Raw genomic sequence first — 23058 nt, 5'->3', positions numbered from 1 at the left:
GGGGAGAGGGTCGGGGTGAGGGGGATGCACAGCGTGGCCATTCCGAGAATCCACGCCGCGCGCCCCCCTCACCCTAACCCTCTCCCCGGGGGGGAGAGGGGATCTCATGCTGCGTTGAAAAATGCCCCTCACCGCGGCGGCTCCGGGATCAGGCGGTCGAGTTCGACCGTCGAGACGTAGGGGGAGAAGCCGTTGGCCCGCTGCAGATCGTAGATGGCCCGGATGCCGGCGGCGTCGGCCGGATCCCAGTAATCCAGGGTGTGGAGGGAGAGCCGCGGATTCAGCGCCCCGGCGGCCTTCAAGGCCTCGACCTGGAACCGGTAATCCTCGGCACTCTGGCGGTGCGGGCGCTTGGCGGCGAAGTCCCAACCCGCATAGACGCTCTCGCCCAGCACATGGCTCAGCAGCGGGGCGGTCTGCGGCAGGATCTCGTAGGCGCGGTTCTGCATCAGGCCGATGTCGGGCCAGTTGCGGCGGATGGCGCGCACCAGTGCCGCCGCCGCGTCGGTCATGCCGCGCCAGCGCTTCGCGTCGGTGCGCTCCAGGTGCGGCGGATTGTCGAGCGTGTCGAGGAAGACGCCGTGGAAGCCCTGGCGCAGGATGGCCGGGACCAGCTCCTCCACCACCAGCTTGACCCAGCGGCGGTCGCGCACATCGACATAGAAGCTGCCGGGCCAGTTGGGGTTTTCCTGGTCCAGGATGCCCCAGGCCTTCACCCGCTCGAACCAGGGGCGGTGTGTCTCGACCTCGCCCACGCTGAGATAGCCGAGCAGGGTCTTGCCGCGGTCGGCCAGCGGCGAAAGCGGCGGGTGGGTGCGGCTGTCCAGCACCAGAAGCCGGTAGGGCTGGAAGGCGGACAGCGGGGCCGCGTCGGCGTAATAGACCGCCCAAGGGGATGCGGAGGCTTGACCGGAGTCCGCGGCCCGCAGGCCCTTGTTGGGCAGCGCCAGCAGCGCCGCACCCGACATCAGCCCCCCGGCGACAGCCCGCCGCCCGATCGAACCACCGGTCACGCCACCCCTATCCTTTGCTCAATGCTCTCTTGCTCAGCCAAGCCACGCCAACGTCTGGCGCAGCCCATCCTCCAGCGGCGTGTCGCAGCTCATGCCGAAAGCGGCGATCAGACGGGACGGATCGCCGATGGACACCCGGATGTCGCCCGCCCGCGCCGGACCATGGCGCCGGTCGAGCGGCCGGCCCGACAACTCCGCCAGCACCTCCGCCAGCCGGTTGACCGAGGTCGGGCGGCCGGTGCAGACGTTGTAGACGGGCGCGCCGGACTGCGGACGATCCATCGCCGCGGTCAGATATCGCACCAAGTCCTTTACAAAGATGAAATCCCGCACCTGCTCGCCGTCGCCGTTGATGGTGATCGGCTCCCCGCGGGCGATCCTGCCGGCGAAGATGGAAATGACGCCGGAATAAGGCGATTTCGGGTCCTGGCGCGGGCCATAGACGTTGAAGAAGCGGAAACCGGCGGTCGGCACGCCATGCACCCCGTCCGCCACCCGCGCATGCAGCTCGCAGCCCAGCTTGTCGGCGCCATAGGCGGACAGCGGGCGGGTCGCCGCATCCTCGGTCAGCGGCATGTTCGGGTTGTCGCCATAGACCGCGGCGGAGGAGGCGTAGATCACCGGGACCGGCCCGGCCGGATTGGCGCGGCGGGCGGCATCGAAGACGGCGATGGTGCCGGACAGGTTGGCATGGTGGGTCTCCAGCCATGCCTCGCGCGAGCGGTCGACCGAGGCGACGGCGGCCAGATGGAAGCAGCCGTCCACGCCGGCTATCGCCGACCGAACCGCCTCGGCATCGGCCACCTCGCCGACGGTGACCGGCACGCCGTCCGGGAGGTTTTCGCGCTTGCCGGTCGACAGATCGTCGAGCACCCGCACCTCGTGCCCGGCCGCCAGCAGCCGCTCGATCAGGTGCGAGCCGATGAAGCCGCAGCCGCCTGTAACCAGATAACGCGCCATCGCCGCGGCTCCTCCGCTTTTGCGTGTGTTTTGGGTGATACGCGAAGTCAGAGCCGCCGGATCAATTTTCGCGGCTCAAGTGCCGAGGAAACCGGCGACCGCGGCCTGGAATTCCTTGGGCTTGATCGGCTTGGAGACATGGCCGTCGAATCCGGCCTCGGCCAGCCGGCGCTTGTCGGCGGGCGTGGCGAGGTTGGTGACGGCAATGACCGTCGTGGCGGCAAGATCGCCATCGGCGCGGATCTGCCGGATCAGGTCCAGCCCGGACAGGCCGGGCATGACGATGTCCATCACCACCAAATCGGGCGCCATGTCGCGCATCAGGTCCAGCACGGAGGAGGCGTCCGACGCCTCGACGACGGTGAAGCCGCCTTCCTCCAGGCAGCGGACGAAGAGCTTGCGCATCAGCACATTGTCCTCGACCACCAGGATCGTCCGCGTCTTTTCGACCGTGTCCGCCATCTCGCCATCCGACCTTTGCGGCGTGAGCGGCATGGCCGGCGGCGGGCATGGCGCAACACGCGACCCTACGCTGCACATCCCTACCGGTATTCACGCATTTTTGGCTGTGTAACTCTTTCGATCAGCCGGGTCAAGCAGGCCGAAGGCGCGGCGCCCGCAAGCTGGCCCCGTGCGGGCTGGTCCGTTCGCCTACTTCTCTGGGACCGTCGCCGAAGGCCGGCAACCCGGACTGTTCAGCGAGCCGCCGGTGACTGTGCTGCTCCAGGGATCGTGACTGATCCTGCACGCACGAAAAAAGCCGCCCTCCCCTGCGGGAGAGCGGCTTCTTTCATGGCAGACGACGTGCTTAGTGCTTCATTTCGCCCAGCTGCTTGCGGCTGTCGCCGCTCTTGTCCTTGATGATGGTGTCGTCCGGCTTGCCTTCGACTTCCAGGATGCCGATCAGGCCCTTGGTGGCGCGGCTGAGCGCATGGTCGACCAGGGCGTACTTGCCGGGGTAATCGACCTTGAATTCCACCATGGTGGCGCCGCCGGGCGCGACGGTGACGGTCTGGATGCCCTTCGACGGATCGCTTTCCAGGCCGCCCAGGTTGTAGACCTTGTCGAAGATCTCGCCGATGACGTGGAAGGAGGAGGTCAGGTTCGGGCCGCCGACGCCGAAGAACAGGCGGACGGTCTCGCCGACCTTGGCCTTCAGCGGCTTGTCCTTGGTCAGCGCGCCGACGGTGCCGTTGAACACCAGGTAGCTCGGACGCTCGTTGACGAGGCCGTCATAGTCGTCCTCGGCATTCGCCTGGTTCTTCGCCTTGGTGGCGTAGATTTCCTGCTGCATCACGTAGAATTCGTGATCGACCGGCGGCAGACCGGCTTCCGGCTCCACCACGATCAGGCCATACATGCCCTTGGAGATGTGGTGGGCGACCATCGGCGTGGCGCAGTGATAGACGAAGACGCCCGGAGTCAGAGCCTTGAAGCTGAAGGACTTGGTCTGGCCGGGTTCCACCTGGGTGATCTGGCCGCCGCCGAGGAAGCCGGTCGCGGCGTGGAAGTCGACGGAGTGGTTCATCGTCGATTCCGGCGCGTTGGAGATCGAGACGTCCACAGTATCGCCGACCCGCACCCGCACCATCGGACCCGGAACCGTGTTGTTGAAAGTCCAGTAGGTATAGGTGGTGCCGTCGTCGAGGGTGGATTCGACTTCGGACGTGTTCAGCTGCACCTTGTGGGTCTTCGGCGCCCGCTTGCCGGCCTTCTCCGGCGCCGGGACGGCCGCCGGATCCTGGACGACGCTGACCGTGGGCTGCTTGACCTTCGGGTCGGCATAGAGCGTTTCAGCCGCCGAAGCGGCACCGATACCGGACAGAAGCATCAGGGCGGCGGCACTGACAGTGACGAGAGAGAGCTTGGTCTTCATGGCGTCGTCTCGGTTGAGTGTTTCTTGTGAGGGAATATTCCCCCCATCTCCGAGACCTCTGCTTGACCGCCGTCAAGTGGAAGAACTGGACGCTATTTTGTCGCAGCTATCCTTTATTTCCACACAAACTATGATGATTTCTTAAATTAGGATTTCGGCCGGAACGCGACGCAGATCTTCGGGTCGGTTTCGATCCGCCCGGCGCCGATCAGGTCAAGGCAATAGGGGATCGCGGGAAACACCGCCATCAGGCAATCATGGATGGCCGACGGCTTGCCCGGCAGGTTGACGATCAGGCTGCGGCCCCGGATGCCGGCGGTCTGGCGCGACAGAATGGCGGTCGGCACGACCCGCAGACTGACCGAGCGCATCAGTTCGCCGAAGCCCGGCATCATCTTTTCGCAGACCCGCTCCGTCGCCTCCGGCGTCACGTCGCGCGGGGCCGGGCCGGTGCCGCCGGTGGTCACCACCAGATCGCAGCCGGCAATGTCGCACAGCTCAGTCAGCGTGGCGGCGATCAGGTCCAGCTCGTCCGGGATGACCCGCGCCTCCGCCACCCAGGGGGAGGCGACGATGCGCGTCAACTCCTCCCGGATGGCCGGGCCGCCCTTGTCCTCATAGACGCCACGGCTGGCGCGGTCGGAGACGGTGACGATCCCGATCTTCACGGGTCCGATCTGCACCGGTTCGCTCATGGTCGATGGTCCTTTTTCGGTCAGGCGGCGCAGGCGACCTGCCGGTAGAGCGCCGGCAGCGCCTTGGTCAGGTGGGAAACCTGCGGGAATATGGCATAGGCGCCGCGCCCGAACAGATAGGGGATGTAGTCGCGCGCCTGGGCATCGACGGTGATGGCGAAGACCGCCAGCCCGTCGCGCCGCGCCTCGCGGATCGACTGCCGGGTGTCCTCGATGCCGTAGCGGCCTTCGTAATGGTCCACGTCGTTGGGCTTGCCGTCGGTCAGCAACACCAGCAGCCGGTGGCGGTTCGGCCGTTCGGCAAGCTGGGCGGTGACATGGCGGATCGCCGCACCCATGCGGGTGTAATAGCCGGGCTTCAGCGCGCCGATACGGCGGGTCACGGTGGCGCCCAGCGGTTCCTCGAAGCCCTTCAGCGTCTGCACCCGCACCCAGTCGCGCCGGCGCGAGGTGAAGGAATAGAGCGCATGGTCGTCGCCGCAGGCGGTCAGGCCGTGGGTCAGCGCCAGCAGCGCCTCCTTCTCCACATCCAGGACGCGGCGGCCCTCGATCCAGCCGTCGGTCGACAGGGAGCCGTCGACCAGCACCGCCACCGCCAGATCGCGGGCGGCGCTGCGCACCTGCTGGTGCACGCGGTCGCTGCCGCAGCCGCCGGCCTGGAGATCGGCCCGGCTGCGCACCAGGGCGGCCAGATCCAGCTCGTCGCCGTCGGCCTGTCCGGTGAACAGCATGCGGCGCGGGCGTAGCGCCTCGAACTGGCGGCGGACCTGCCGGATGCGGCGTTGCGCCGCAGCGTCGGGCTGCCAGGACTCGCCGTCGGCCGGTGCCGTTTCGGCGATCACCCGGCAATGGTTGGGAAGATGGGCCTGCCGGCCATGGTCCCATTCCGGATAGCTCAGGGTCGCCACCAGCGGCGTATCGTCCACCACCGGCGCGCCCAGGTCGAGGTCGAGCTTCAGCGTGGTCGATGCCTTGCGCTGATGCGCGCCCACGGCGATCTCGTCGAGATCGTCGGCGGCCTTGCGGGCATTCTCCGCGTCGTCGTCATCGACCGCGCGCGGGATGTTCAGCGCCTCGGCGAGGCTCAGCATCTTTTCGAAGCGGTTGAGGATCAGCGGGTCGTTGCGCTGGATCTGGTCGGTCTGCCGGCGGGTCGCGGCGCGGCGGCGCTGGTCACCCTCGGCCGCCTGCCCGCCCTCGCCAGGGCTGTCGGTCGCGGCGGCGGCATCGCGCTCGGCACCCGGTACGACGAGGCCCCACAGCGGCACCGGCAGCATGCGGGCATAGCCATAGGGGGCGGTGAAGTCAGACACCGGCACGGAGGGCGCAAGCATGCGCGCGCCTTCGCTGGTGACGGCACCCGCGCCAAGCAGCGCCATGGCGGCGCGCTCGACATCGGCCTCCACCGGCGGCAGGCGGCGGGCGGGCCGGGTGGCGGCGACGGCGCGGGCCAGTTCCTCGTGCATGCCGGACAGGCCGGGCCAGCGCGTCAGCACCCGCACCGTGGTGGCCGCCGCGCTGCGCAGGGCCTGCAGGTCGGCCTGCAGCGGGTCGGCGGGAGCCGGTTCGGCTTCGGCATGGGCGAAGAAGGCGGCCAGCCATTCATAAAGCCGCTCGTTCAGCCCCGGATCGCTAAACAGGTCGATGGTCGTCGGAAGCTGGAGCACGTTGCCGTCGAGCGCCGCCCGCTCCACCCGCTCCTCCCCCAGCCCGATGCGGCCGAGCAGCGACAGCCGGTGCCCGGACACCGCGGCGGTCCCGGCAGCGAGCCGCACCCCGCGGTCGCCGCCCAGCGCCCGGAAGAACACCGCCAGGCGCGGACGCATGGATTCCAGCGTCACCGCGGCGTCCGGATGATGCGGGTAGCTCGACCGTCCGCCGATCAGGCGGTGCCACAGACGGCCGACGGTCTCTTCCGGCTCGAAGAACTCCAGCATCGCGCACGCACTCCCAAATACTGACCCAAAACCACAGCCCCTATCGGCCGTCATTCCCGCGAAGGCGGGAATGACGGCCGCAATGGTGGAGATCCGACTCCGCGATCCACGCTGTCGGCTTCCCTACCCCAGCGTGACCTCGGCGACGCGCAGCAGGGCGGCGCGGATGTCCGGATCGTCGGTCAGCGGTTCGATCAGGGCGGCGCGGATGGCGCGTTCAGGCTTCATGCCGGAGCGGATCAGCGTGGCGCAGTAGATCAGCAGGCGGGTCGACACGCCCTCTTCCAGATCCTGGCCCTTCAGGGCGCGCAGCGCGTTGGCGAGCCGCACCAGCGGGGCGACGCGGTTTTCGGGCAGGCCGCTTTCGGTGGCCACGATGGGGATCTCGCGCTCGGGCGCCGGGAAATCGAACTCGACGGCCAGGAAGCGCTGGCGGGTGCTGGGCTTCAGCGCCTTCAGCACATTCTGGTAGCCGGGGTTGTAGGACACCACCAGCATGAAGCCCGCGGGCGCTTCCAGCGTTTCGCCGGTGCGGTCAAGCGGCAGGATGCGGCGGTCGTCGGTCAGCGGGTGCAGCACGACGGTGACGTCCTTGCGCGCCTCCACCACCTCGTCGAGATAGCAGATCGCGCCTTCGCGGACGGCACGGGTGAGAGGCCCGTCGGCCCAGACGGTGTCGCCGCCCTTCAGCAGGTAGCGGCCGGTCAGGTCGGCGGCGGTCAGGTCGTCGTGGCAGGATACGGTGTAGAGCGGCCGGCCGAGCTTGGCGGCCATATGGGCGACGAAGCGGGTCTTGCCGCAGCCGGTCGGCCCCTTCAGCAAAAGCGGCAGGCGGTGGGTGTAGGCATGCTCGAACAGCGCGCACTCGTCGCCCGTCGGCTGATAGTAGGGCAGATCGGCGCTGTTCGCGGCATCGACGGTCTCAGGCACGGCGGCGAGGGTGGCGGCGCTGCGGATCATGGGAAACTCCTGAAAAACGGACGGCCCCCGCCGCGGATGCGAACGGGGGCCGGAGGTTCGAGGCTTACTCGGCCGCCTGGAGGCCGCCGGCGACGGCAACCGGGCGCTCTTCACGGGCCGGGCCGAAGATGGCGTAGAGGTAGACCACCACGCCGATCCCGACGGCGACGCCGCCGCCCAGACGCAGCCAGTAGAACATGGCGATCTGTTCCTGGACCTCCATGTAGCCCAGCCCCATCACGCGCTGCAGGTGGGTCTGCACGATGCCGGCGGCGGTCAGGGCGAAGGTCATGAAGGCCATGCCGCCGCTCATCAGCCAGAAGCTCCAGATGTTGAGCGTCTGGTTGTAGGGCGCCCGGCCGCGCAGGTAGGGCATGGCGTAGGTGATGATGGCGAGGTTGATCATCGCATAGGCGCCGTAGAAGGCGAGGTGCCCGTGCGCCGCGGTCACCTGGGTGCCGTGGGTGTAGTAGTTGATCGGGGCCAGCGTGTGCAGGAAGCCCCACAGCCCGGCGCCGAAGAAGGCGAAGACCGCGCAGCCCAGCGACCACAGCATCGCCGCCTTGTTCGGGTGACGGCGGCCGCTCTTCCACACCATCAGGAAGGCGAAGACGACCATGGTGAAGAAGGGAGCGACTTCCAGCGTGGAGAACAGCGAGCCGATCCACTGCCAGTAGCCGGGCGTGCCGATCCAGTAATAGTGGTGGCCGGTGCCGAGGATGCCGCTGAACAGGGCCAGGCCGACCATGGCGTACAGCCACTTCTCGACCACTTCACGGTCGACGCCGGTCATCTTGATCATCAGGAAGGCGAGGATCGAGGCCAGCACCAGTTCCCACACGCCCTCGACCCACAGATGGACGACGTACCACCAGTACATCTTGTCCAGAGCCAGGTTGCCCGGGTTGTAGAAGGAGAACAGGAAGAAGATGGCGATGCCCCACATGCCCACCAGCAGGATGTTGGTGATGACCGTGCGGCGGCCCTTCAGCACCGTCAGCGTGACGTTGTAGAGGAACATCAGCGCCACGACGACGATGGCGGCCTTGATCCACAGGGGCTGTTCGAGGAACTCGCGCCCTTCATGGATGCGGAAGACGTAGCCGACGACGGCGGCCAGCGCGCCGAAGACGAACAGGCCGAGCTGGATCAACGCCAGTTTCGGGCTGTGCAGCTCGGTTTCAGCCTCTTCCGGGATCAGGTAATAGGCGGCGCCGAAGAAGCCGATCAGCAGCCAGACGATCAGCGCGTTGGTGTGGATCATCCGGATGATGTTGAAGGGCAGCAGCTCCGACATCGTGTTGGGCAGAACATAGACGGTGCCGGCCAGGAGACCCACCAGGATCTGCACACCGAACAGCCCCATGGCCGCCGCGAAGTAATAGAGGGCGACTTTTTGTGATTCGTACTTCATGACGAAAATCTCCTCAGCCCGACAGCTTGGGCGGCCAGTTCTGGGTGTTGATGCGGCTGGTCCATTCCAGGAAGGCGGCGAGATCCTCGACCTCCTTCTCAGACAGGTTGAACTGCGGCATCTGGCGCCGGCCCTCGATCCCGGAGGGCTGGGCCGCCATCCAGGCCTTCAGTGCCATCACCGCACCTTCGGGGTCCTTGTCGCCGCCGTAACGCAGCCAGACGTTGCCCAGCTCCGGTGCGAAGTAAGCGCCTTCGCCCAGCAGCGTGTGGCAGTTGATGCAGGAATTCTTTTCCCACACATGCTTGCCGCGGGTGACCGCCTCGGTCAGTCCCTTCTTGTCGGTGCTGGTGTTGACGATGTAGTTGTGGCTAAGCGCGGTCATCGTGACAAATGTCGCAAAGAAAAATAGCGATCCGCCATAGAAGATGTTGCGCGCGGCCGCCTTGGTAAAGCGTTCGGTCATCGCTTGGGATCCCTGGAAGTCTCGATCTGTCGGTCGAGTGGGGTCGGTTCGGGAGGCGTTGGTTGCGCGAAGCCGCAGTCTGGAAGCAAGGGGCCGGAAGACGGGCGTCGCAGCGTCTTACCGCCACGGGTCAGGCGAATAATTGACCGTGGAGGGAGGGCATTCCTTGACCGAGATCAAGCCGAATGGGGGATGGCGGACATATCATTCGCATACGTGATGACAAGGTTTGGAAACGGGATTTGGAAATGGCCGACATCGAGATGACGGGCCTGGAAATGGCGGGCCCGGACGAAAGGGCGAGCGGCCTTGCCGCCCTGCCCGGCAACCTGATGATGTGGATCCTGATTTTCAGCGAACTTGCGGTGTTCGGCGCAGCCTTCATCGGCTTCGCCGTCGCCCGCGTGCTGGACCCGGCGACCTTCGCCGCGGGTCAGGCCCATCTGAACGGCACGGCGGGCGCGCTGAACACCATGGTGCTGGTCACCAGCGGCTATCTGGCCGCCCGCGGCGTCGCCGCCGCCCGGCGCGGCGCGGTGGCGCAGGCCCGCCGGGCGATGCTGATCGCTGCGGCGGTCGGATCGGTGTTCCTGGCGGTGAAGGCGATGGAATATTCGGCGACGCTGGGCGCCGGCCTGACCATCGACACCAACACCTTCTTCACCCTCTATTTCCTGCTGACCGGCTTCCACGCCCTGCATGTGGTGCTGGGGATCGTCATCCTGCTGCTGGTCAGCCGGTCCGGCCCCGACACGCTGGTGGAGAATCTGGAGACGGGCGCGGCCTTCTGGCACATGGTCGATCTGGTCTGGGTGATCCTCTATCCGCTCGTCTATCTTATCCGCTGAGGAGACCGGTCATGACGTTTCTCAAGAAGATCGACCGGCTGACGCTGTCCTGGCTGGTGCTGATCGGCCTGACCCTCGTCACCCTTCTGTTCGCCCGCCATGGCGATGCGGGCGGCAATGTCGGGATCGCCGGGGCGGCGCTGCTGCTGGCGCTGGCGGTGACGAAGGGGCGGGAAATCCTTCTGCATTACCTGGAACTGGACCAGGCCGGCCCAGGCTGGCGGCTGGCGATGACCGGCTGGCTGGTGCTGCTGTGCGGGGTCATCCTGCTGGTCACCACCGCCGGAGCCCTGGGCTGGATCGGCCCGCACTGAGTCCCATCATCAAGGAAAGCCGGCAATGACCGAAGCCAAGCTGGGCCTGATCCTAACCAGCGTCGCCGTCATCGTGGTGGCGGTGGCGCTCTACCGCCAGCGCGCGCTGGGACGCAACGGGCTGGTGACGGTGATCGCCGCCACCGCCGCCGTCTTCGCCGCGATGTTCTTCACCCAGTGATCCCGCTCACGCCGTCAGAAGCGTCTGCACCAGTTCGGAGTCCGGGTCCGTCAGATCGTCGATGACGTCGAAGTGGTGTCGCGCCTCGGCCAGACGTAGCGCGGTCGCCACCCCCAGCCCGAGCCAGACGTTGGCGAGCAGTTCCGACTGACGGACGAACTCCGGCCGCTCGGCGGCCCCCACCCAGCAGGTGATGCCGGTGCCCGGCCGGGGACGCAGCAGGGCCGGGCTTTCCGCCGCGGCCTCCGCCTCGTCCAGCCGCAGCGTGGTGTTCATCCCGGTGTTCAGCAGCGGGCGCAGATCGTGCAGGCCGCTGATCGAGACGACATGCCCGACCCGATCCCGGACCTCTTCCGACAGCGGGGCGTCGGCGCAGGCGAGCCGGCTGACCAGATGACCGCCTGCGGAATGGCCGGTCAGGCGCAGCGGCCCGGCCTCAGCCGCCGCGATGGCCTCCACCGCCCGCGCCACCTGCCGGGTGATGCCGGCGATGCGGTTTTCCGGACACAGCGTGTAGCCGGGCATGGCGACCGCCCAGCCGCGCGCGAGCGGCCCGGCGGCCAGATGCGACCAGCGCCCCTTGTCGAAGGCCATCCAGTAGCCGCCATGGACGAAGACCACCGTTCCCTTGGGCGCCCCCTCCGGCCGGAACAGGTCGTAGCGTTCCCGCTCCCCGTCGCCATAGGGCAGGTCCAACTCCGCCCGGCCGGCGCCGGCAATCTCCGCCCGGAAGGCGGCGGCCCGCTCCGCCCATCGCGCGGGGTAGGTGTCGCCGCCGGGGATGTAGGCGCTGTTGCTGTAGGCATCGTCCCAGTCCACGATCCTGTGCAAGCCCGTCAAAGCACCGTCCTCACCCGCCAGAGTTCCGGGAAAAGCTCCACCGCCAGCATATTGCGCAGGTAGGACACGCCGCCGGTGCCGCCGGTGCCGCGCTTGAAGCCGATCACCCGCTCCACCGTCGTGACATGGTTGAAACGCCAGCGGCGGAAGTAATCCTCGAAATCCACCAGCTTCTCGGCCAGTTCGTAGAGCGGCCAATGGGTTTCGGGCGATTGGTAGATCACCCGCCACGCCTCAGTTACGCCGTCATGGGGCTGGTGGGTCTGCGAGACGTCGCGCTCCAGCACCTCCGCCGGGACGGGAATACCGTTGCGGGCGAGCAGGCGCAACGCCTCGTCATACAGGCTGGGGCGGGACAGTTCCTGTTCCAGCAGGGCGTGGATTTCCGGACGGTGGGCGTGGGGCCGCAGCATCGCCGGATTGCGGTTGCCCAGCAGGAATTCGATCTCCCGGTACTGGTAGGACTGGAAGCCGGAGGACTGGCCGAGATCGTCGCGGAAGCGGGTGTATTCGCTGGGCGTCATCGTGCGCAGAACGTCCCAGGCCGAGTTCAGCTGTTCGAAGATGCGGGCGACACGGGCCAGCATCTTGAAGGCGGGCGACAGCCGGTCCTCGCGGATCGCCTCGCGGGCGGCGCGGATCTCGTAGACGGCCAGCCGCATCCACAGCTCCGACGTCTGGTGCTGGATGATGAACAGCATCTCGTCATGGGCGGTGGAGCGCGGGACCTGCGCCCCAAGGATGCGGTCGAGCTGCAGATAGTCGCCATAGGACATCCGCCCGTCGAACGCCATCTGCGCGCCCTCGTCCGCCGGATCGTAGGGCTTCTTCGTGTCCTGCCCGCTCATGTCACAATCGCCTTCTTGTGGTATTCGGGCCGGTCCCAAAGCCCGCCGTCCATAACCTGCTTCAGAATCGCGACGGCGCCGCGCACTTCCGACTCGCCGATGTAGAGCGGGGTGAAGCCGAAGCGCAGCACGTCGGGCGCGCGGAAGTCGCCGATCACGCCGCGGTCGATCAGCGCCTGCATGATGGCATAGCCCTGGGGATGGCGGAACGACACCTGGCTGCCGCGCCGAATGCCGTCGCGCGGGGAGGCCAACTCCAGCATCGGGCATTGCGCTTCGACCAACTCGATGAACAGGTCGCACAGCGCGACGGAGGCGCGGCGGATGTCGGCCATGTCGACATCGTCCCAGACATCCAGCGCGGCGTCGAGCGCGGCCAGGGCGATTACCGGCGGGGTGCCGACGCGCATCCGCTCCACCCCGGCACCGGGGCGGTAGGAGGGGTCGAAGGCGAAGGGCGCCTCGTGCCCCATCCAGCCGGACAGCGCCGGCCGCGCGGTTTCCGCATGTTGCGGGGCGACATAGATGAAGGCCGGGGCGCCCGGCCCGCCATTCAGATATTTATAGGTGCAGCCGACGGCGAAATCCGCCCCGGCGCCGGCCAGATCGACCGGCAGCGCGCCGGCGGAATGGGCGAGGTCCCACACCGTCACCACCCCCGCCGCATGGGCCTTGGCGGTCAGCGCCGCCATGTCGTGCAGGCGCCCGGTCCGGTAATCGACCTGGGTCAGCATCAGCACGGCGACATCCTCGCCGATCGCGGCCTCGACCTCTTCCGGCGCCACCACCTTCAGGACATGGCCGCGGCCCAGCGTTTCGATCAGCCCCTCCGCCATATAGAGATCGGTGGGGAAGTTGCCGCTGTCGGACAGGATGACGCGGCGGTCCGGCCGCATTGCCAGCGCGGCGGCCAGCGCCTGATAGACCTTGATCGACAGGGTATCGCCGACCACGACGCTGCCCTCCGGCGCGCCGATCAGGCGGGCGATGCGGTCACCGAGTTTACGTGGCTGCACCATCCAGCCGGCGCTGTTCCAGCCGCGGATCAACTGGCCGCCCCATTCATCGGCCAGGGTGCGGGCCACCCGCTCCTCGGCACCGATCGGCAGCGGCCCCAGCGAGTTGCCGTCCAGATAGATCACCCCGTCGGGAAGGCGGAAACGGGCGCGGGTCTTGTAAAAATCGGTCATCGATCTGACTGCTCCTTCCCGGTGAAGGATGCCCGGCAATCGCTGGCTTTGCAAATTGTCGCGATGCTTAAGCGTATCAGACGATATGATTTCTCCATTGTCCCGGATGCCGCGAAAGTGGAGGATCGCACCGGCTGGGCCCTCCGGCCCCTGTCATTTCCTCCGCCACCACCGCGCTTATCACCAACAAGGACCGGACGCACCGCCATGTTCAACGCGCTTTCCCGCCAGCCCGACGACGCCCTGCTCGCCCTGATCGGGCTGTACAAGCAGGATCCGCGGCCGGGCAAGGTCGATCTCGGCGTCGGGGTCTACCGTGACGAGGAGGGGCGCACCCCGGTCTTCCGCGCGGTGAAGGCGGCGGAACGGCTGCTGCTGGAGGGGCAGGACAGCAAGTCCTACCTGGGGCTGGAAGGCGACGCGGGATATCTGGAGCGGCTGTGGTCGCTGGTGGGCGGCGCGGCCGGGTCGAAGGTCACCGCCGCCGGGGTGCAGACCCCCGGCGGATCGGGCGCGTTGCGTCTGGCCGCCGACCTCGTCCTGCGCGGCGGGTCGAAGCGCGTGCTGGTCGGTCAGCCGACCTGGCCCAACCATGTCGGCATCTTCGCCGCCGCCGGGCTGGAGGTGGTGAGCCATCCCTTCTTCGACACCGCCAGCCAGACCGTGCTGTTCGACCGCATGGTCGCAGCGTTCGAGGCGGCGCAGCCCGGCGACGTCGCCCTGCTGCACGGCAGCTGCCACAACCCGACCGGCGCGCCGCTGTCGCTCGACCAGTGGAAGACCATCGCGGCGGTGCTGGAGACGCGTGGCGTGCTGCCGCTGGTCGATCTCGCCTATCAGGGCTTCGGCCGCGGGCTTGACGAGGATGCGGAGGGGCTGCGTTACCTGATCGGCGCGGTGCCGGAAACGCTGGTCGCCGTGTCGTCGTCCAAGTCCTTCGGCCTCTACCGCGAGCGCACCGGCGCCATCTTCGCCGTCGCCGCGGCGCCGGCCGCCGCCGAGCTTGCCAAGTCCAACCTGATGGCGCTGGCCCGCACCAGCTATTCGATGCCGCCCGACCATGGCGCCGCCGTGGTGCGCACCATCCTGAGCGACGCCGCCCTGACCGCCGACTGGACCGCCGAGCTGGACGGCATGCGCGCCCGCATCACCGGCATCCGCCGCAAGCTGGCCGCTGGACTGGCCGGCTCCTTCCCCGCCCTGACGGCGGTGGCGGAGCAGGAGGGCATGTTCTCCCTGCTGCCGCTGACCGAGGCGGAGGTGCTGCGCCTGCGCGCCGACCACGCCATCTACATGCCGACCTCCGGCCGCATCAACATCGCCGGCTTGAAGACGGCCGAGGTGGACGACGTGGTGGCGAAGTTCGTGGCTCTTCGTTAAGTCGGGAGAAGACGACGATGGCCGCGACCCTCCAGGCTCCGCCCGCCGCGGTGGAGCGTCACCAGCTGTATGAAGACGCGCTCGCCATGCTGATGGGCACGCTGTTCATCGCGCTGGGCATGCTGATCTATTCCAAGACGATGCTGCTGACCGGCAGCACCGCCGGGCTGGCGCTTCTGCTGAGCTACGTCACCAAGGTTCAGTTCGGCATCATCTTCTTCGCGATCAACCTGCCCTTCTACTGGCTGGCCTGGAAGCGGCTGGGCTGGCAGTTCACGGCGCGCACCTTCATCGCCGTGGCGCTGGTGACCCTGTTTTCCCGCCTGACCGACCAGTGGGTGGGCTTCACCCATCTGGACCCGGTCTATGCAACGGTTGTGGGCAGCGGGCTGTGCGGCACCGGCCTGCTGATGCTGTTCCGCCACCGCACCGGCCTGGGCGGCGTCAACATCCTGGCGATCTACCTGCAGGAGACCTACGGCATCCGCGCCGGCTATTTCCAGTTGGGGGTCGACCTCGCCATCCTGGGCGGCGCCTTCTTCGTTCTGGCGCCGGACCGGCTGCTGCTGTCGATCCTGGGGGCCGTCATCGTCAACATCACGCTGGCGATCAACCATAAGCCGGGGCGTTATCTCGGCATCAGTTGAGGCGTGAAGGCTGCGGACGCTGGACGTTCACCGCCCGCAGCAGGCCTTGTGCTTGCGCCCCGAGCCGCAGGGGCAGGGGTCGTTGCGGCCGACCTTCACCACGCGGCGCGGCGGGTCCTTCGGGTTCAGGACGCTGTCGACGTAGAGCCAACGGCCATCGACCCGGCGGAAGCGCGACCGTTCATGCAGCGGCCAGTCCTCTCCGTCGCGGCGAAAGGTCAGGAAGAACTCGACCATGCCGTCGTCGCCGGTCTCCTCCGCCTTCATGACGGTCAAAGGACCCCACTCGCACTCCTGCGCCACCCGTTCGGCATCGGCCCGGCTGAAAGCGGCGTGGGTTTCCGGGGCACAGCTGCGCTCGATATGGTCGATGTCGTGGCGGACAAAGGCGGTGTAGCGCGACCGCATCAGCGCTTCGGCCGAGGGCGCGGGCTGCCCGGCCAGGATCGGGCCACAGCAGCGGTCGAATTCAAGACCCGAACCGCAGGGGCAGGCGGACATCACGATACGGTTCCTTCCATAAGCATGGAGCCAAGAGCATCAAGCCGCGGCCGGCAGCACGGTGCCTGCCGAAACTTAACGCCGTCTCAACATTTCCCGCCGGATCCTGCGACCCGGGCCAGCGATATTGACGCTTGGCGTGGGCATCGTCCAGATCGGCCGGCCCTGCAAAAAGGGTTTGGCGCAAACGGGGTGTGGTAATGAGCGCGCGGATCGGCAGCAAGGTGATCGGCAGCACGATGACGGCGACGGGCGAGCGGCGGCGGCGGCTCAACCTGCTTTTCAGGTCCCTGTCCGGCCGCCATTCCGAAGTGGCGACGATGCGACTGCCCACCGCCCGCGCCGTCCTGCTGCGTCTGGCCGGCGCCGCCCTGTTCCTGGCGCTGGCGGTCGGCGGCATCGCCTTTCTGGTCGAGGTCGAGATCGCCGACGGCCGCGTCGTTGAACTGGCGCGGGAGGAATCGGCGGCTTTCCTGACCGAAGCCCGCTCCTCGCTCGCGGCCGGCACCGCCGATTCGGAATTGGAAGCGTCGCTCCAGCGCTTCATGGCCAGCCGCAACGGGCTGTACCTGAACCATGGCGACGGCCGCTTTATCGTTGCGGAGCTTTATGCACCGGATCAGCGGAAGACGGCCGAATATGTCGCACCGGGCGCGGAATGGGCGGAACAGCGCCTGTCTTCCACCCGGCACGGCTTCCCCACTGACGGTGACGCGATCTACGACCGCTTTACGCTGGACGGCCATATCTTCATCCAGACGATGGAACCGCTGCTCGATTCCGATGGCCGCCTGCTCGGCTATTTCGAAAGCGTCTTCCAGCTTTCGGCCCGCCGCTCGCACGAAATCCTGCGCGACACCGCCACGGTGGTCGCCGTGTCGTCGCTGTCGGTGCTGGGGACCGCGCTCATCCTGCTGCCGATCTTCGGGGCCTACAACCGGGGCATCCTGCGGCTGTCGCGCGGCCTGCTCGACGCCAACATCGGCATGCTGACGGCGCTGGGCAGCGCCATCGCCAAGCGCGACAGCGACACCAACGCCCACAATTACCGGGTGACGGTCCTGGCCATCCGGCTGGCCGAGGCGCTGGGGCTGGAGGAGGCGGCGATCCGGCAGCTGGTGAAGGGCGCCTTCCTGCACGATGTCGGCAAGATCGCCATTCCCGACAGCATCCTGCTGAAACCCGGCAAGCTGGATGCCGAGGAGTTCGCGGTGATGAAGACCCATGTCGTCCATGGGCTGGACATCGTCGGCTCGTCCGACTGGCTGGCCGACGCGGCCGACGTGGTCGGCGGCCACCACGAGAAGTTCGACGGATCGGGCTATCCGCACGGGCTGAAGGGAGAGGCGATTCCGATCGCCGCCCGCATCTTCGCCGTCGCCGACGTGTTCGACGCCCTGACCTCCCGCCGCCCCTACAAGGAGCCGATGTCCTACGCCACCACCATGGGCATCCTCGCCGACGGGGCCGGCAAGCATTTCGACCCGGACGTGCTCGCCCGCTTCACCGCCATCGCCGCCGGCCTGCACGAACGGCTGACCGAGATGGGCGACGACGGGGTGCGGGAGGAGCTGAGCAGACTGGTGATGCGCTATTTCAAGCTGGCCTGAGCCGGCTCAAGCGGTGAGGCCGCGCAGGAACAGGTCCACCGCCTTGTCGACGAAGGCGTGGCGCTCCTCCTCCGTCGGTGCGGGACAGAGGCCGAGCACCAGCTGGCAATAGGCGCCGCCCTGCATGGCGGCCAGGAACTGCCGGGCGACGAAGGCCGGATCGTCGGTGGCGATCACCCCGCGCTCGGCCAACCGGGTGAACAGGGCGACGAAATTGGCGATCCCCTGCTCCGGCCCCGCCTGGAAATAGAGCCGGGCGGCGACCGGCATCCGCGTCGCCTCCCCCACCACCGCCTGATGGACACGGATCGCCGCATCCGACCAGAGCAGGTCGGTGAAGCGGCGGCCGACCTGGATCAGGACGTCGCGCAACGGCAGCCCATCGAACATCTCCGCCGAAAAACGCAGGCCGCGCCGCTCGCATTCGGCGGAGATCACCGCGGTGTAAAGCTCCTCCTTCGACGGAAAGCGGGTGTAGAGGGTGGTCTTGGACACCCGCGCCTGCTGCGCCACCTGATCCATCGACGTGGCGGCATAGCCAAGCTCCAGAAAGACCTCCCGCGCCGCGGCGACGATCTGTTCCGCCTTCGCATCATGGGACACGGGCGGGTGAGACGCTCTTTGCTCCGATGACTGCACTGAACTGTACCGTTCACTCTTGACGTGGGATTGGTGCCGGAGTAGGACGGTAACAGTACGATACAGTCCAGTCCAGTGGGGAGACGTGGTATGGCCCGATTCCGCGAAAGGCGGCTTGCGTCCGCCGTCATGGCGACAACGGCGCTGCTGACGGTGGCGGGCCTGCTCGCCGGCTGCAATGAAACGCAGTCCGCCTCCACCCCGGCGGAAGGAGAGGTGCGGCCGGTCCGCATCGCCACCGTGGCACTGGAACCGCTGGTCGACAGCGTGCGCTACCCGGCGGTGATCCGCCCGCGGGTGGAGGCCGATGTCGGCTTCCGCGTCGGCGGCAAGGTGACCGCCCGGCTGGTGGAGATCGGGACCCGCATCGAACCCGGCATGCCGCTGGCCCGGCTGGACCCGACCGACCTGCAGCTGCAGATCCGCGCTGCCCAGGCGCAGCTCGCCTCGGCCCAGGCCGACGCGGCCAACGCCCGCAGCGATTTCCAGCGTTATGCCAGCCTGCGCCAGGGCGAATGGACGACCCGCCAGGAATACGACCGCCGCAAGACCACGCTGGACAAGGCCGACTCCAAGGTGCGGGAGCAGGAGGCGCAGCTGCGCGTCCTCACCAACTCCGCCCAATATGCCACGCTGGTGGCGGATGAGCCCGGCGTCGTCACCGGGACGCTGATCGAACCGGGACAGGTGGTGGCCGCCGGCCAGACCGCGCTGCGCGTCGCCCGGCTGGGCGCGCTCGAAGCTGTGGCGAACATCCCCGAGCAGAGCGTCGGCGCCCTGCCCCGCCAGACGCTGTCGGTCGAGCTGTGGTCGCACCCCGACCAGAGCATCGCCGGCACCTTGCGCGAAGTCTCGCCCAGCGCCGATGCCGCGACCCGCACCTTCCAGGCGAAGATCGCGCTGACCGATCCGCCGCCGACGGTCCAGCTCGGCATGACCGCCACGGTCACCGCAGCCGCCGACCATGGCGCCCCGGTCGCCCGCCTGCCGCTCAGCGCGCTGACCCAGCGCGAGCAGACGCCGGCGGTTTGGGTGCTTTCGGCGCCGGACGACCGGCTGGAGCTGCGCCCGGTCACCGTCGCGGCTTACGCCGGCGACCTCGCCCTGATCGGCGGCGGGCTGAAGGACGGCGAGCGCGTCGTCACCGCCGGTGTGCACAAGCTCGACGCCGGCCAGAAGGTCCGCGTCTGGACGGAGCCGGCACGATGAACCACGCCCGCCTCAACCTGTCGGCCTGGGCGCTGGCCCACCGCACGCTGGTGCTGTTCATGATGCTCGCCAGCGTGCTGGCCGGCGCTCTTGCCTACAAGACACTGGGCCGGGCGGAGGATCCGTCCTTCACCTTCAAGGTGATGGTGGTGCGCACCCAATGGCCGGGCGCCACCGCGCGCGAGGTCGAGCAGTTCGTCACCGACCGCATCGAGAAGAAGCTGGAGGAGGTGCCCTATTACGACGTCGCCCGCAGCTATTCCAAGCCCGGCGAGTCGGTGGTCTTCGTCCAGCTGAAGGACTACACCCCGCCGAAGATGGTGCCGGACCTGTGGTATCAGGTGCGCAAGAAGATCGGCGACATCCGCTACACCCTGCCCGACGGCGTGGTCGGTCCCTTCTTCAACGACGAGTTCGGCGACGTCTATTCGGCCATCTATGCCTTCATGGGCGATGACTTCACCCCGGCCCAACTCAAGAAGGTGGCCGAACAGGCGCGTGCCCGCCTGCTGAAGCTGCCGGGCGTCGAGAAGATCGACCTGATCGCCCCGCAGGAGGAGCGCGTCTATGTCGAGATCTCCAGCCAGCGGCTCGCCAGCTTCGGCCTGCCGGTGGAATCGGTGATCCAGGCGCTCCAGCGCGAGAACGCCATCGCCGCGTCGGGCGACGTCGATACCGGATCGCAGCGGGTCTATGTCCGCCTCGACCTCGGCCTCGACACCGCGGCGGCGGTGCGCGCCATTCCGGTGGAGAGCGGCGGCCGGCTGCTGACCATCGGCGACGTGGCGGAGGTCAAGCGCGGCTATGTCGAGCCGCGACGCTACACCCTGCGCTACAACGGCCGCGACGCCATCGGCATCAGCGTGGTGATGGCGAAGGGCGGCAATGTCCTGAAGCTGGGCGAGCAGCTCGACGCCGCGATGGAGAAGGTCCGGGCCGAACTGCCGGTCGGGCTGGAGGTGGCGCAGGTCGCCGACCAGCCGAAGGTGGTCGAGCATTCGGTCGGCGAGTTCATGGAATCGCTGGCCGAGGCGCTGGGCATCGTCATCCTGGTCAGTCTCGTCAGCCTGGGCTGGCGCACCGGCATCGTCGTGGCGCTGGCGGTTCCGCTGGTGCTGGCGATGACGCTGGTGGCGATGCAGCTCCTGCACATCGACCTGCAGCGAATCTCGCTGGGCGCCCTCATCATCGCGCTCGGCCTGCTGGTCGACGACGCCATCATCGCGGTGGAGATGATGGTGGTGAAGATGGAACAGGGATGGGACCGGTTGAAGGCCGGTGCCTTCGCCTACACCTCCACCGCCTTCCCGATGCTGAGCGGCACCGTCGTCACGGCGGCGGGCTTCGTGCCGGTCGGCTTCGCGGCGTCGGCGGCCGGCGAATACACCAATTCGATCTTCTGGGTGGTGGCGCTGTCGCTGCTGCTGTCGTGGGTGGTGGCGGTGATCTTCACCCCCTATCTCGGCTGGCTGCTGCTGCCCAAGCCCAAGCATGTGGTGCCGGACGGGCACGAGCTGGACATCTACGACACCCGCGCCTACCGCGTCCTGCGCGGCATGATCGAAGCCTGCGTGCGGGCGCGCTGGGTCACCATCGGCGTGACCGTGGCCGCCTTCGTCACCGCGCTGGTCGGCTTCGGCCATGTCCAGCAGCAGTTCTTCCCCTCGGCCAGCCGGCCGGAGCTGCTGATCGACATCCGTCTCGCCGAAGGCTCCTCCTTCGAGGCGACGGCCGCCGAGGTGAAGCGGATGGAGGCGGTGCTGGCCAAGGACCCGGACGTCGATTACTGGGTCGCCTATACCGGCGGCGGCTCGCCGCGCTTCTACCTTCCGCTCGACCAGCAGCTGGAGACCGCCAACTTCGCCCAGTTCATGGTGATGACCAAGGGGCTGGAGGAGCGCGAGCATTTCATGCAGCGGCTGGAGCCGAGGCTGGAATCCGACTTCCCCGCCGCCCGCGTCCGCATCAGCCGGCTGGAGAACGGCCCGCCGGTCGGCTATCCGGTGCAGTTCCGCGTCACCGGCGAGGATCCGGCGACCATCCGCAAAATCGCCTATCAGGTGCGCGACACCATGCGCGCCCATCCCAACACCGCCAACGTTCATCTGGATTGGGACGAGCTGTCCAAGCGCGTCCGGCTGGAGGTGGACACCGCCAAGGCCCGCGCGCTGGGCGTGTCGAAGCAGGATTTGTCCAACGCCCTGCAACTGCTGCTGAACGGCATGTCGGTCACCCAGTACCGCGAGGGTACGGAGCTGATCGGCGTCCTGCTGCGCACCACGCCGGAGGAGCGGATGGACCTGTCGCGGCTGGGTGAGTTGAACATCCGCACCAGCCGCGGCACCACCGTGCCCCTCAGCCAAGTCGCCAGCGTGCGTTATGAATTGGAGGAACCGGTGCTGTGGCGCCGGGCGCGCGAGACGACGATGACGGTCAAGGGCGACGTGACCGGCGGCCTGCAGGCCCCGGTGGTCAGCACCCAGCTGAACACGCAGTTGAACGCACTGCGCGCCACCCTGCCCGACGGCTATGCCATCACCATGGGTGGCGCCATCGAGGAAAGCGCCAAGGGCCAGGACTCGATCAATGCCATGATGCCGGTGATGCTGCTGATCATGGTCACCACGCTGATGCTGCAGCTGCAGAGCTTCTCGCGCGTGTTCATGGTCCTGCTGACGGCGCCGCTGGGTCTGATCGGCGTCACCGCCTCGCTTCTGCTGTTCAACCTGCCCTTCGGCTTCGTCGCCATGCTGGGCGTCATCGCGCTGGCCGGCATCATCATGCGCAACTCGGTCATCCTGGTCGACCAGATCGAACAGGACATCCGCAGCGGCCGCTCGCGCTGGGACAGCATCGTCGAGGCGACGGTCCGCCGCGCCCGCCCGATCGCGCTCACCGCCGCCGCCGCGATCCTCGCCATGATCCCGCTGACGCAGAGTGTGTTCTGGGGTCCGATGGCGGTCGCCATCATGGGCGGTCTGGCGGGCGCCACCGTACTGACGATCTTCTTCCTGCCCGCGCTCTATGCGGCCTGGTTCCGCGTGCCCCGGCCGGAGACGGAGGAGGTGGAGGACGACGGCATGGGCGGCGCGCTGCCCAAGCCGGCGCTGGGGGATTGACAGATCCGGAGAGGCGCCGGGCTACTTCGGCATCTCTCCGGTACGGAGAGCGTAGGGCTTGATGAGGCTTTCAGCCGGAATCGACCAAGCGGTGTGGAGCTTCCATGCCATCTCGACGGTCAGGCGGCGCTGTCGGTTCAGCACCTCGCTCGCCCGTGGCCGCGACCCGAGAAGGCGACCGAGATCCGACTGCGTATAGCCGGCCGCATCCATCCGGGCCTTGATCGCCTCGACAGGGTCGGGGGTATCGATGGGCCAGCGGGAGGACTCATAGGCATCGACCAGCGTGCCGAGAACCTCAAGTCGGTCATGTTCCGGGGTTCCCGGCTCAGCATCCCAAAGCCGTTCGATCTCCTCAACCGCCGCCGCGTGATCGGCCTCCGAATGGATGGGCTTCAGGTCGGTCATTCC

At 67.7% G+C, this 23058-nt stretch carries 23 protein-coding genes; 8 read left to right on the top strand and 15 right to left on the bottom strand.

The features are described from left to right. Positions 1-128: 128 nt before the first annotated feature. The 9 genes from ACCD06_RS02945 to ACCD06_RS02905 form a co-directional block, all read right to left on the bottom strand. The gene (locus ACCD06_RS02945) at positions 129-1013 is read right to left on the bottom strand and encodes an endo alpha-1,4 polygalactosaminidase (RefSeq protein WP_413338657.1); all 885 of its coding nucleotides are present in this window, start codon (positions 1011-1013) and stop codon (positions 129-131) included. A gap of 33 nt (positions 1014-1046) precedes the next feature. Continuing rightward, a complete protein-coding gene (locus ACCD06_RS02940; RefSeq protein ID WP_413338655.1) occupies positions 1047-1973 on the bottom strand; it encodes an NAD-dependent epimerase/dehydratase family protein in 927 nt (308 codons plus the stop codon). Between the two features lie 75 nt (positions 1974-2048). Beyond that, positions 2049-2435, bottom strand: coding sequence for a response regulator (locus ACCD06_RS02935; protein ID WP_109155911.1), 387 nt, complete (start codon positions 2433-2435; stop codon positions 2049-2051). Between the two features lie 346 nt (positions 2436-2781). Further along, positions 2782-3849, bottom strand: a complete 1068-nt coding sequence (nirK, locus tag ACCD06_RS02930) for a copper-containing nitrite reductase (RefSeq protein WP_109155910.1) — start codon at positions 3847-3849, stop codon at positions 2782-2784. Between the two features lie 146 nt (positions 3850-3995). Next, positions 3996-4544, bottom strand: coding sequence for a molybdopterin adenylyltransferase (mog, locus tag ACCD06_RS02925; protein ID WP_413338652.1), 549 nt, complete (start codon positions 4542-4544; stop codon positions 3996-3998). 20 nt (positions 4545-4564) lie between these two features. Further along, entirely contained in the window at positions 4565-6481 is a 1917-nt protein-coding gene (locus ACCD06_RS02920) for a nitric oxide reductase activation protein NorD (RefSeq protein ID WP_413338650.1), read from the bottom strand. 123 nt (positions 6482-6604) lie between these two features. Next, entirely contained in the window at positions 6605-7441 is an 837-nt protein-coding gene (locus ACCD06_RS02915) for a CbbQ/NirQ/NorQ/GpvN family protein (protein WP_211103542.1), read from the bottom strand. 64 nt (positions 7442-7505) lie between these two features. Beyond that, positions 7506-8855 carry a cbb3-type cytochrome c oxidase subunit I gene (locus ACCD06_RS02910; protein WP_109156391.1) on the bottom strand — a complete coding sequence of 450 codons (1350 nt, stop codon included), beginning with the start codon at positions 8853-8855 and terminating at the stop codon, positions 7506-7508. 13 nt (positions 8856-8868) lie between these two features. Further along, positions 8869-9321 carry a c-type cytochrome gene (locus tag ACCD06_RS02905; protein WP_109156390.1) on the bottom strand — a complete coding sequence of 151 codons (453 nt, stop codon included), beginning with the start codon at positions 9319-9321 and terminating at the stop codon, positions 8869-8871. A 248-nt stretch (positions 9322-9569) separates the two neighbouring features. Here ACCD06_RS02905 and ACCD06_RS02900 point away from each other — a divergent pair, with 248 nt between their 5' ends. Genes ACCD06_RS02900 through ACCD06_RS02890 form a run of 3 tightly spaced genes read left to right on the top strand, consistent with a single transcriptional unit; the run spans position 9570 to position 10664 of the window. Next, positions 9570-10169, top strand: coding sequence for a cytochrome c oxidase subunit 3 (locus ACCD06_RS02900; RefSeq protein WP_109156389.1), 600 nt, complete (start codon positions 9570-9572; stop codon positions 10167-10169). 11 nt (positions 10170-10180) lie between these two features. Next, positions 10181-10483: a cytochrome C oxidase subunit IV family protein gene (locus ACCD06_RS02895; RefSeq protein WP_413338647.1), complete on the top strand. Its 303-nt coding sequence runs from the start codon at positions 10181-10183 to the stop codon at positions 10481-10483. Positions 10484-10508: 25 nt separating this feature from the next. Then, on the top strand, positions 10509-10664 hold the full coding sequence (locus ACCD06_RS02890; protein WP_169054937.1) for a hypothetical protein: 156 nt from the start codon (positions 10509-10511) through the stop codon (positions 10662-10664). A 6-nt stretch (positions 10665-10670) separates the two neighbouring features. On the opposite strand, the gene ACCD06_RS02885 is transcribed toward ACCD06_RS02890, so the two are convergent. Genes ACCD06_RS02885 through kynU form a run of 3 tightly spaced genes read right to left on the bottom strand, consistent with a single transcriptional unit; the run spans position 10671 to position 13542 of the window. After that, entirely contained in the window at positions 10671-11495 is an 825-nt protein-coding gene (locus tag ACCD06_RS02885; RefSeq protein ID WP_413338644.1) for an alpha/beta hydrolase, read from the bottom strand. A gap of 5 nt (positions 11496-11500) precedes the next feature. Beyond that, the gene (gene kynA, locus ACCD06_RS02880; RefSeq protein ID WP_109156387.1) at positions 11501-12352 is read right to left on the bottom strand and encodes a tryptophan 2,3-dioxygenase; all 852 of its coding nucleotides are present in this window, start codon (positions 12350-12352) and stop codon (positions 11501-11503) included. Further along, positions 12349-13542 (bottom strand): kynureninase, encoded by a 1194-nt coding sequence (gene kynU, locus ACCD06_RS02875; protein ID WP_413338642.1) that lies wholly within the window; start codon positions 13540-13542, stop codon positions 12349-12351. Before kynU ends, kynA begins: the two co-directional genes overlap by 4 nt. Before the next feature lie 207 nt (positions 13543-13749). Here kynU and ACCD06_RS02870 point away from each other — a divergent pair, with 207 nt between their 5' ends. Beyond that, positions 13750-14922 (top strand): amino acid aminotransferase, encoded by a 1173-nt coding sequence (locus ACCD06_RS02870; RefSeq protein ID WP_413338640.1) that lies wholly within the window; start codon positions 13750-13752, stop codon positions 14920-14922. A gap of 17 nt (positions 14923-14939) precedes the next feature. Next, positions 14940-15569: a YitT family protein gene (locus ACCD06_RS02865; protein WP_136703434.1), complete on the top strand. Its 630-nt coding sequence runs from the start codon at positions 14940-14942 to the stop codon at positions 15567-15569. A 27-nt stretch (positions 15570-15596) separates the two neighbouring features. On the opposite strand, the gene ACCD06_RS02860 is transcribed toward ACCD06_RS02865, so the two are convergent. Beyond that, the gene (locus ACCD06_RS02860) at positions 15597-16070 is read right to left on the bottom strand and encodes a YchJ family protein (RefSeq protein ID WP_413338638.1); all 474 of its coding nucleotides are present in this window, start codon (positions 16068-16070) and stop codon (positions 15597-15599) included. Between the two features lie 200 nt (positions 16071-16270). Here ACCD06_RS02860 and ACCD06_RS02855 point away from each other — a divergent pair, with 200 nt between their 5' ends. Beyond that, positions 16271-17680 (top strand): HD-GYP domain-containing protein, encoded by a 1410-nt coding sequence (locus ACCD06_RS02855; protein WP_413338636.1) that lies wholly within the window; start codon positions 16271-16273, stop codon positions 17678-17680. A 6-nt stretch (positions 17681-17686) separates the two neighbouring features. On the opposite strand, the gene ACCD06_RS02850 is transcribed toward ACCD06_RS02855, so the two are convergent. After that, the gene (locus ACCD06_RS02850; protein WP_247882555.1) at positions 17687-18283 is read right to left on the bottom strand and encodes a TetR/AcrR family transcriptional regulator; all 597 of its coding nucleotides are present in this window, start codon (positions 18281-18283) and stop codon (positions 17687-17689) included. A gap of 126 nt (positions 18284-18409) precedes the next feature. Between ACCD06_RS02850 and ACCD06_RS02845 the strand changes: the two genes are divergently transcribed. Both ACCD06_RS02845 and ACCD06_RS02840 read left to right on the top strand, forming a co-directional pair. Continuing rightward, on the top strand, positions 18410-19528 hold the full coding sequence (locus ACCD06_RS02845; protein ID WP_413338633.1) for an efflux RND transporter periplasmic adaptor subunit: 1119 nt from the start codon (positions 18410-18412) through the stop codon (positions 19526-19528). Next, entirely contained in the window at positions 19525-22647 is a 3123-nt protein-coding gene (locus ACCD06_RS02840) for an efflux RND transporter permease subunit (RefSeq protein WP_413338631.1), read from the top strand. The genes ACCD06_RS02845 and ACCD06_RS02840 overlap by 4 nt, the downstream gene beginning before the upstream one ends. A gap of 21 nt (positions 22648-22668) precedes the next feature. On the opposite strand, the gene ACCD06_RS02835 is transcribed toward ACCD06_RS02840, so the two are convergent. Further along, positions 22669-23055: a helix-turn-helix domain-containing protein gene (locus tag ACCD06_RS02835; RefSeq protein WP_136703439.1), complete on the bottom strand. Its 387-nt coding sequence runs from the start codon at positions 23053-23055 to the stop codon at positions 22669-22671. Positions 23056-23058 lie beyond the last annotated feature (3 nt).

Origin of the sequence: Azospirillum sp. CT11-132 (assembly GCF_047302835.1) — a bacterium.
In the GTDB taxonomy this organism is placed as follows: domain Bacteria; phylum Pseudomonadota; class Alphaproteobacteria; order Azospirillales; family Azospirillaceae; genus Azospirillum.
This window is presented reverse-complemented; position numbering and strand designations above follow the sequence as displayed.

What these genes read in the sequence shown, in the direction of transcription:
- ACCD06_RS02840 (WP_413338631.1), top strand. Translation starts at nt 19,525, where the DNA reads ATGAACCACGCCCGCCTCAACCTGTCGGCCTGGGCGCTGGCCCACCGC.
- ACCD06_RS02835 (WP_136703439.1), bottom strand. Translation starts at nt 23,055, where the DNA reads ATGACCGACCTGAAGCCCATCCATTCGGAGGCCGATCACGCGGCGGCG.
- mog (WP_413338652.1), bottom strand. Translation starts at nt 4,544, where the DNA reads ATGAGCGAACCGGTGCAGATCGGACCCGTGAAGATCGGGATCGTCACC.
- ACCD06_RS02915 (WP_211103542.1), bottom strand. Translation starts at nt 7,441, where the DNA reads ATGATCCGCAGCGCCGCCACCCTCGCCGCCGTGCCTGAGACCGTCGAT.
- ACCD06_RS02845 (WP_413338633.1), top strand. Translation starts at nt 18,410, where the DNA reads ATGGCCCGATTCCGCGAAAGGCGGCTTGCGTCCGCCGTCATGGCGACA.
- ACCD06_RS02920 (WP_413338650.1), bottom strand. Translation starts at nt 6,481, where the DNA reads ATGCTGGAGTTCTTCGAGCCGGAAGAGACCGTCGGCCGTCTGTGGCAC.
- ACCD06_RS02895 (WP_413338647.1), top strand. Translation starts at nt 10,181, where the DNA reads ATGACGTTTCTCAAGAAGATCGACCGGCTGACGCTGTCCTGGCTGGTG.
- ACCD06_RS02910 (WP_109156391.1), bottom strand. Translation starts at nt 8,855, where the DNA reads ATGAAGTACGAATCACAAAAAGTCGCCCTCTATTACTTCGCGGCGGCC.
- ACCD06_RS02905 (WP_109156390.1), bottom strand. Translation starts at nt 9,321, where the DNA reads ATGACCGAACGCTTTACCAAGGCGGCCGCGCGCAACATCTTCTATGGC.
- ACCD06_RS02860 (WP_413338638.1), bottom strand. Translation starts at nt 16,070, where the DNA reads ATGTCCGCCTGCCCCTGCGGTTCGGGTCTTGAATTCGACCGCTGCTGT.
- kynA (WP_109156387.1), bottom strand. Translation starts at nt 12,352, where the DNA reads ATGAGCGGGCAGGACACGAAGAAGCCCTACGATCCGGCGGACGAGGGC.
- ACCD06_RS02900 (WP_109156389.1), top strand. Translation starts at nt 9,570, where the DNA reads ATGGCCGACATCGAGATGACGGGCCTGGAAATGGCGGGCCCGGACGAA.
- ACCD06_RS02865 (WP_136703434.1), top strand. Translation starts at nt 14,940, where the DNA reads ATGGCCGCGACCCTCCAGGCTCCGCCCGCCGCGGTGGAGCGTCACCAG.
- ACCD06_RS02870 (WP_413338640.1), top strand. Translation starts at nt 13,750, where the DNA reads ATGTTCAACGCGCTTTCCCGCCAGCCCGACGACGCCCTGCTCGCCCTG.
- kynU (WP_413338642.1), bottom strand. Translation starts at nt 13,542, where the DNA reads ATGACCGATTTTTACAAGACCCGCGCCCGTTTCCGCCTTCCCGACGGG.
- ACCD06_RS02890 (WP_169054937.1), top strand. Translation starts at nt 10,509, where the DNA reads ATGACCGAAGCCAAGCTGGGCCTGATCCTAACCAGCGTCGCCGTCATC.
- ACCD06_RS02935 (WP_109155911.1), bottom strand. Translation starts at nt 2,435, where the DNA reads ATGGCGGACACGGTCGAAAAGACGCGGACGATCCTGGTGGTCGAGGAC.
- nirK (WP_109155910.1), bottom strand. Translation starts at nt 3,849, where the DNA reads ATGAAGACCAAGCTCTCTCTCGTCACTGTCAGTGCCGCCGCCCTGATG.
- ACCD06_RS02855 (WP_413338636.1), top strand. Translation starts at nt 16,271, where the DNA reads ATGAGCGCGCGGATCGGCAGCAAGGTGATCGGCAGCACGATGACGGCG.
- ACCD06_RS02940 (WP_413338655.1), bottom strand. Translation starts at nt 1,973, where the DNA reads ATGGCGCGTTATCTGGTTACAGGCGGCTGCGGCTTCATCGGCTCGCAC.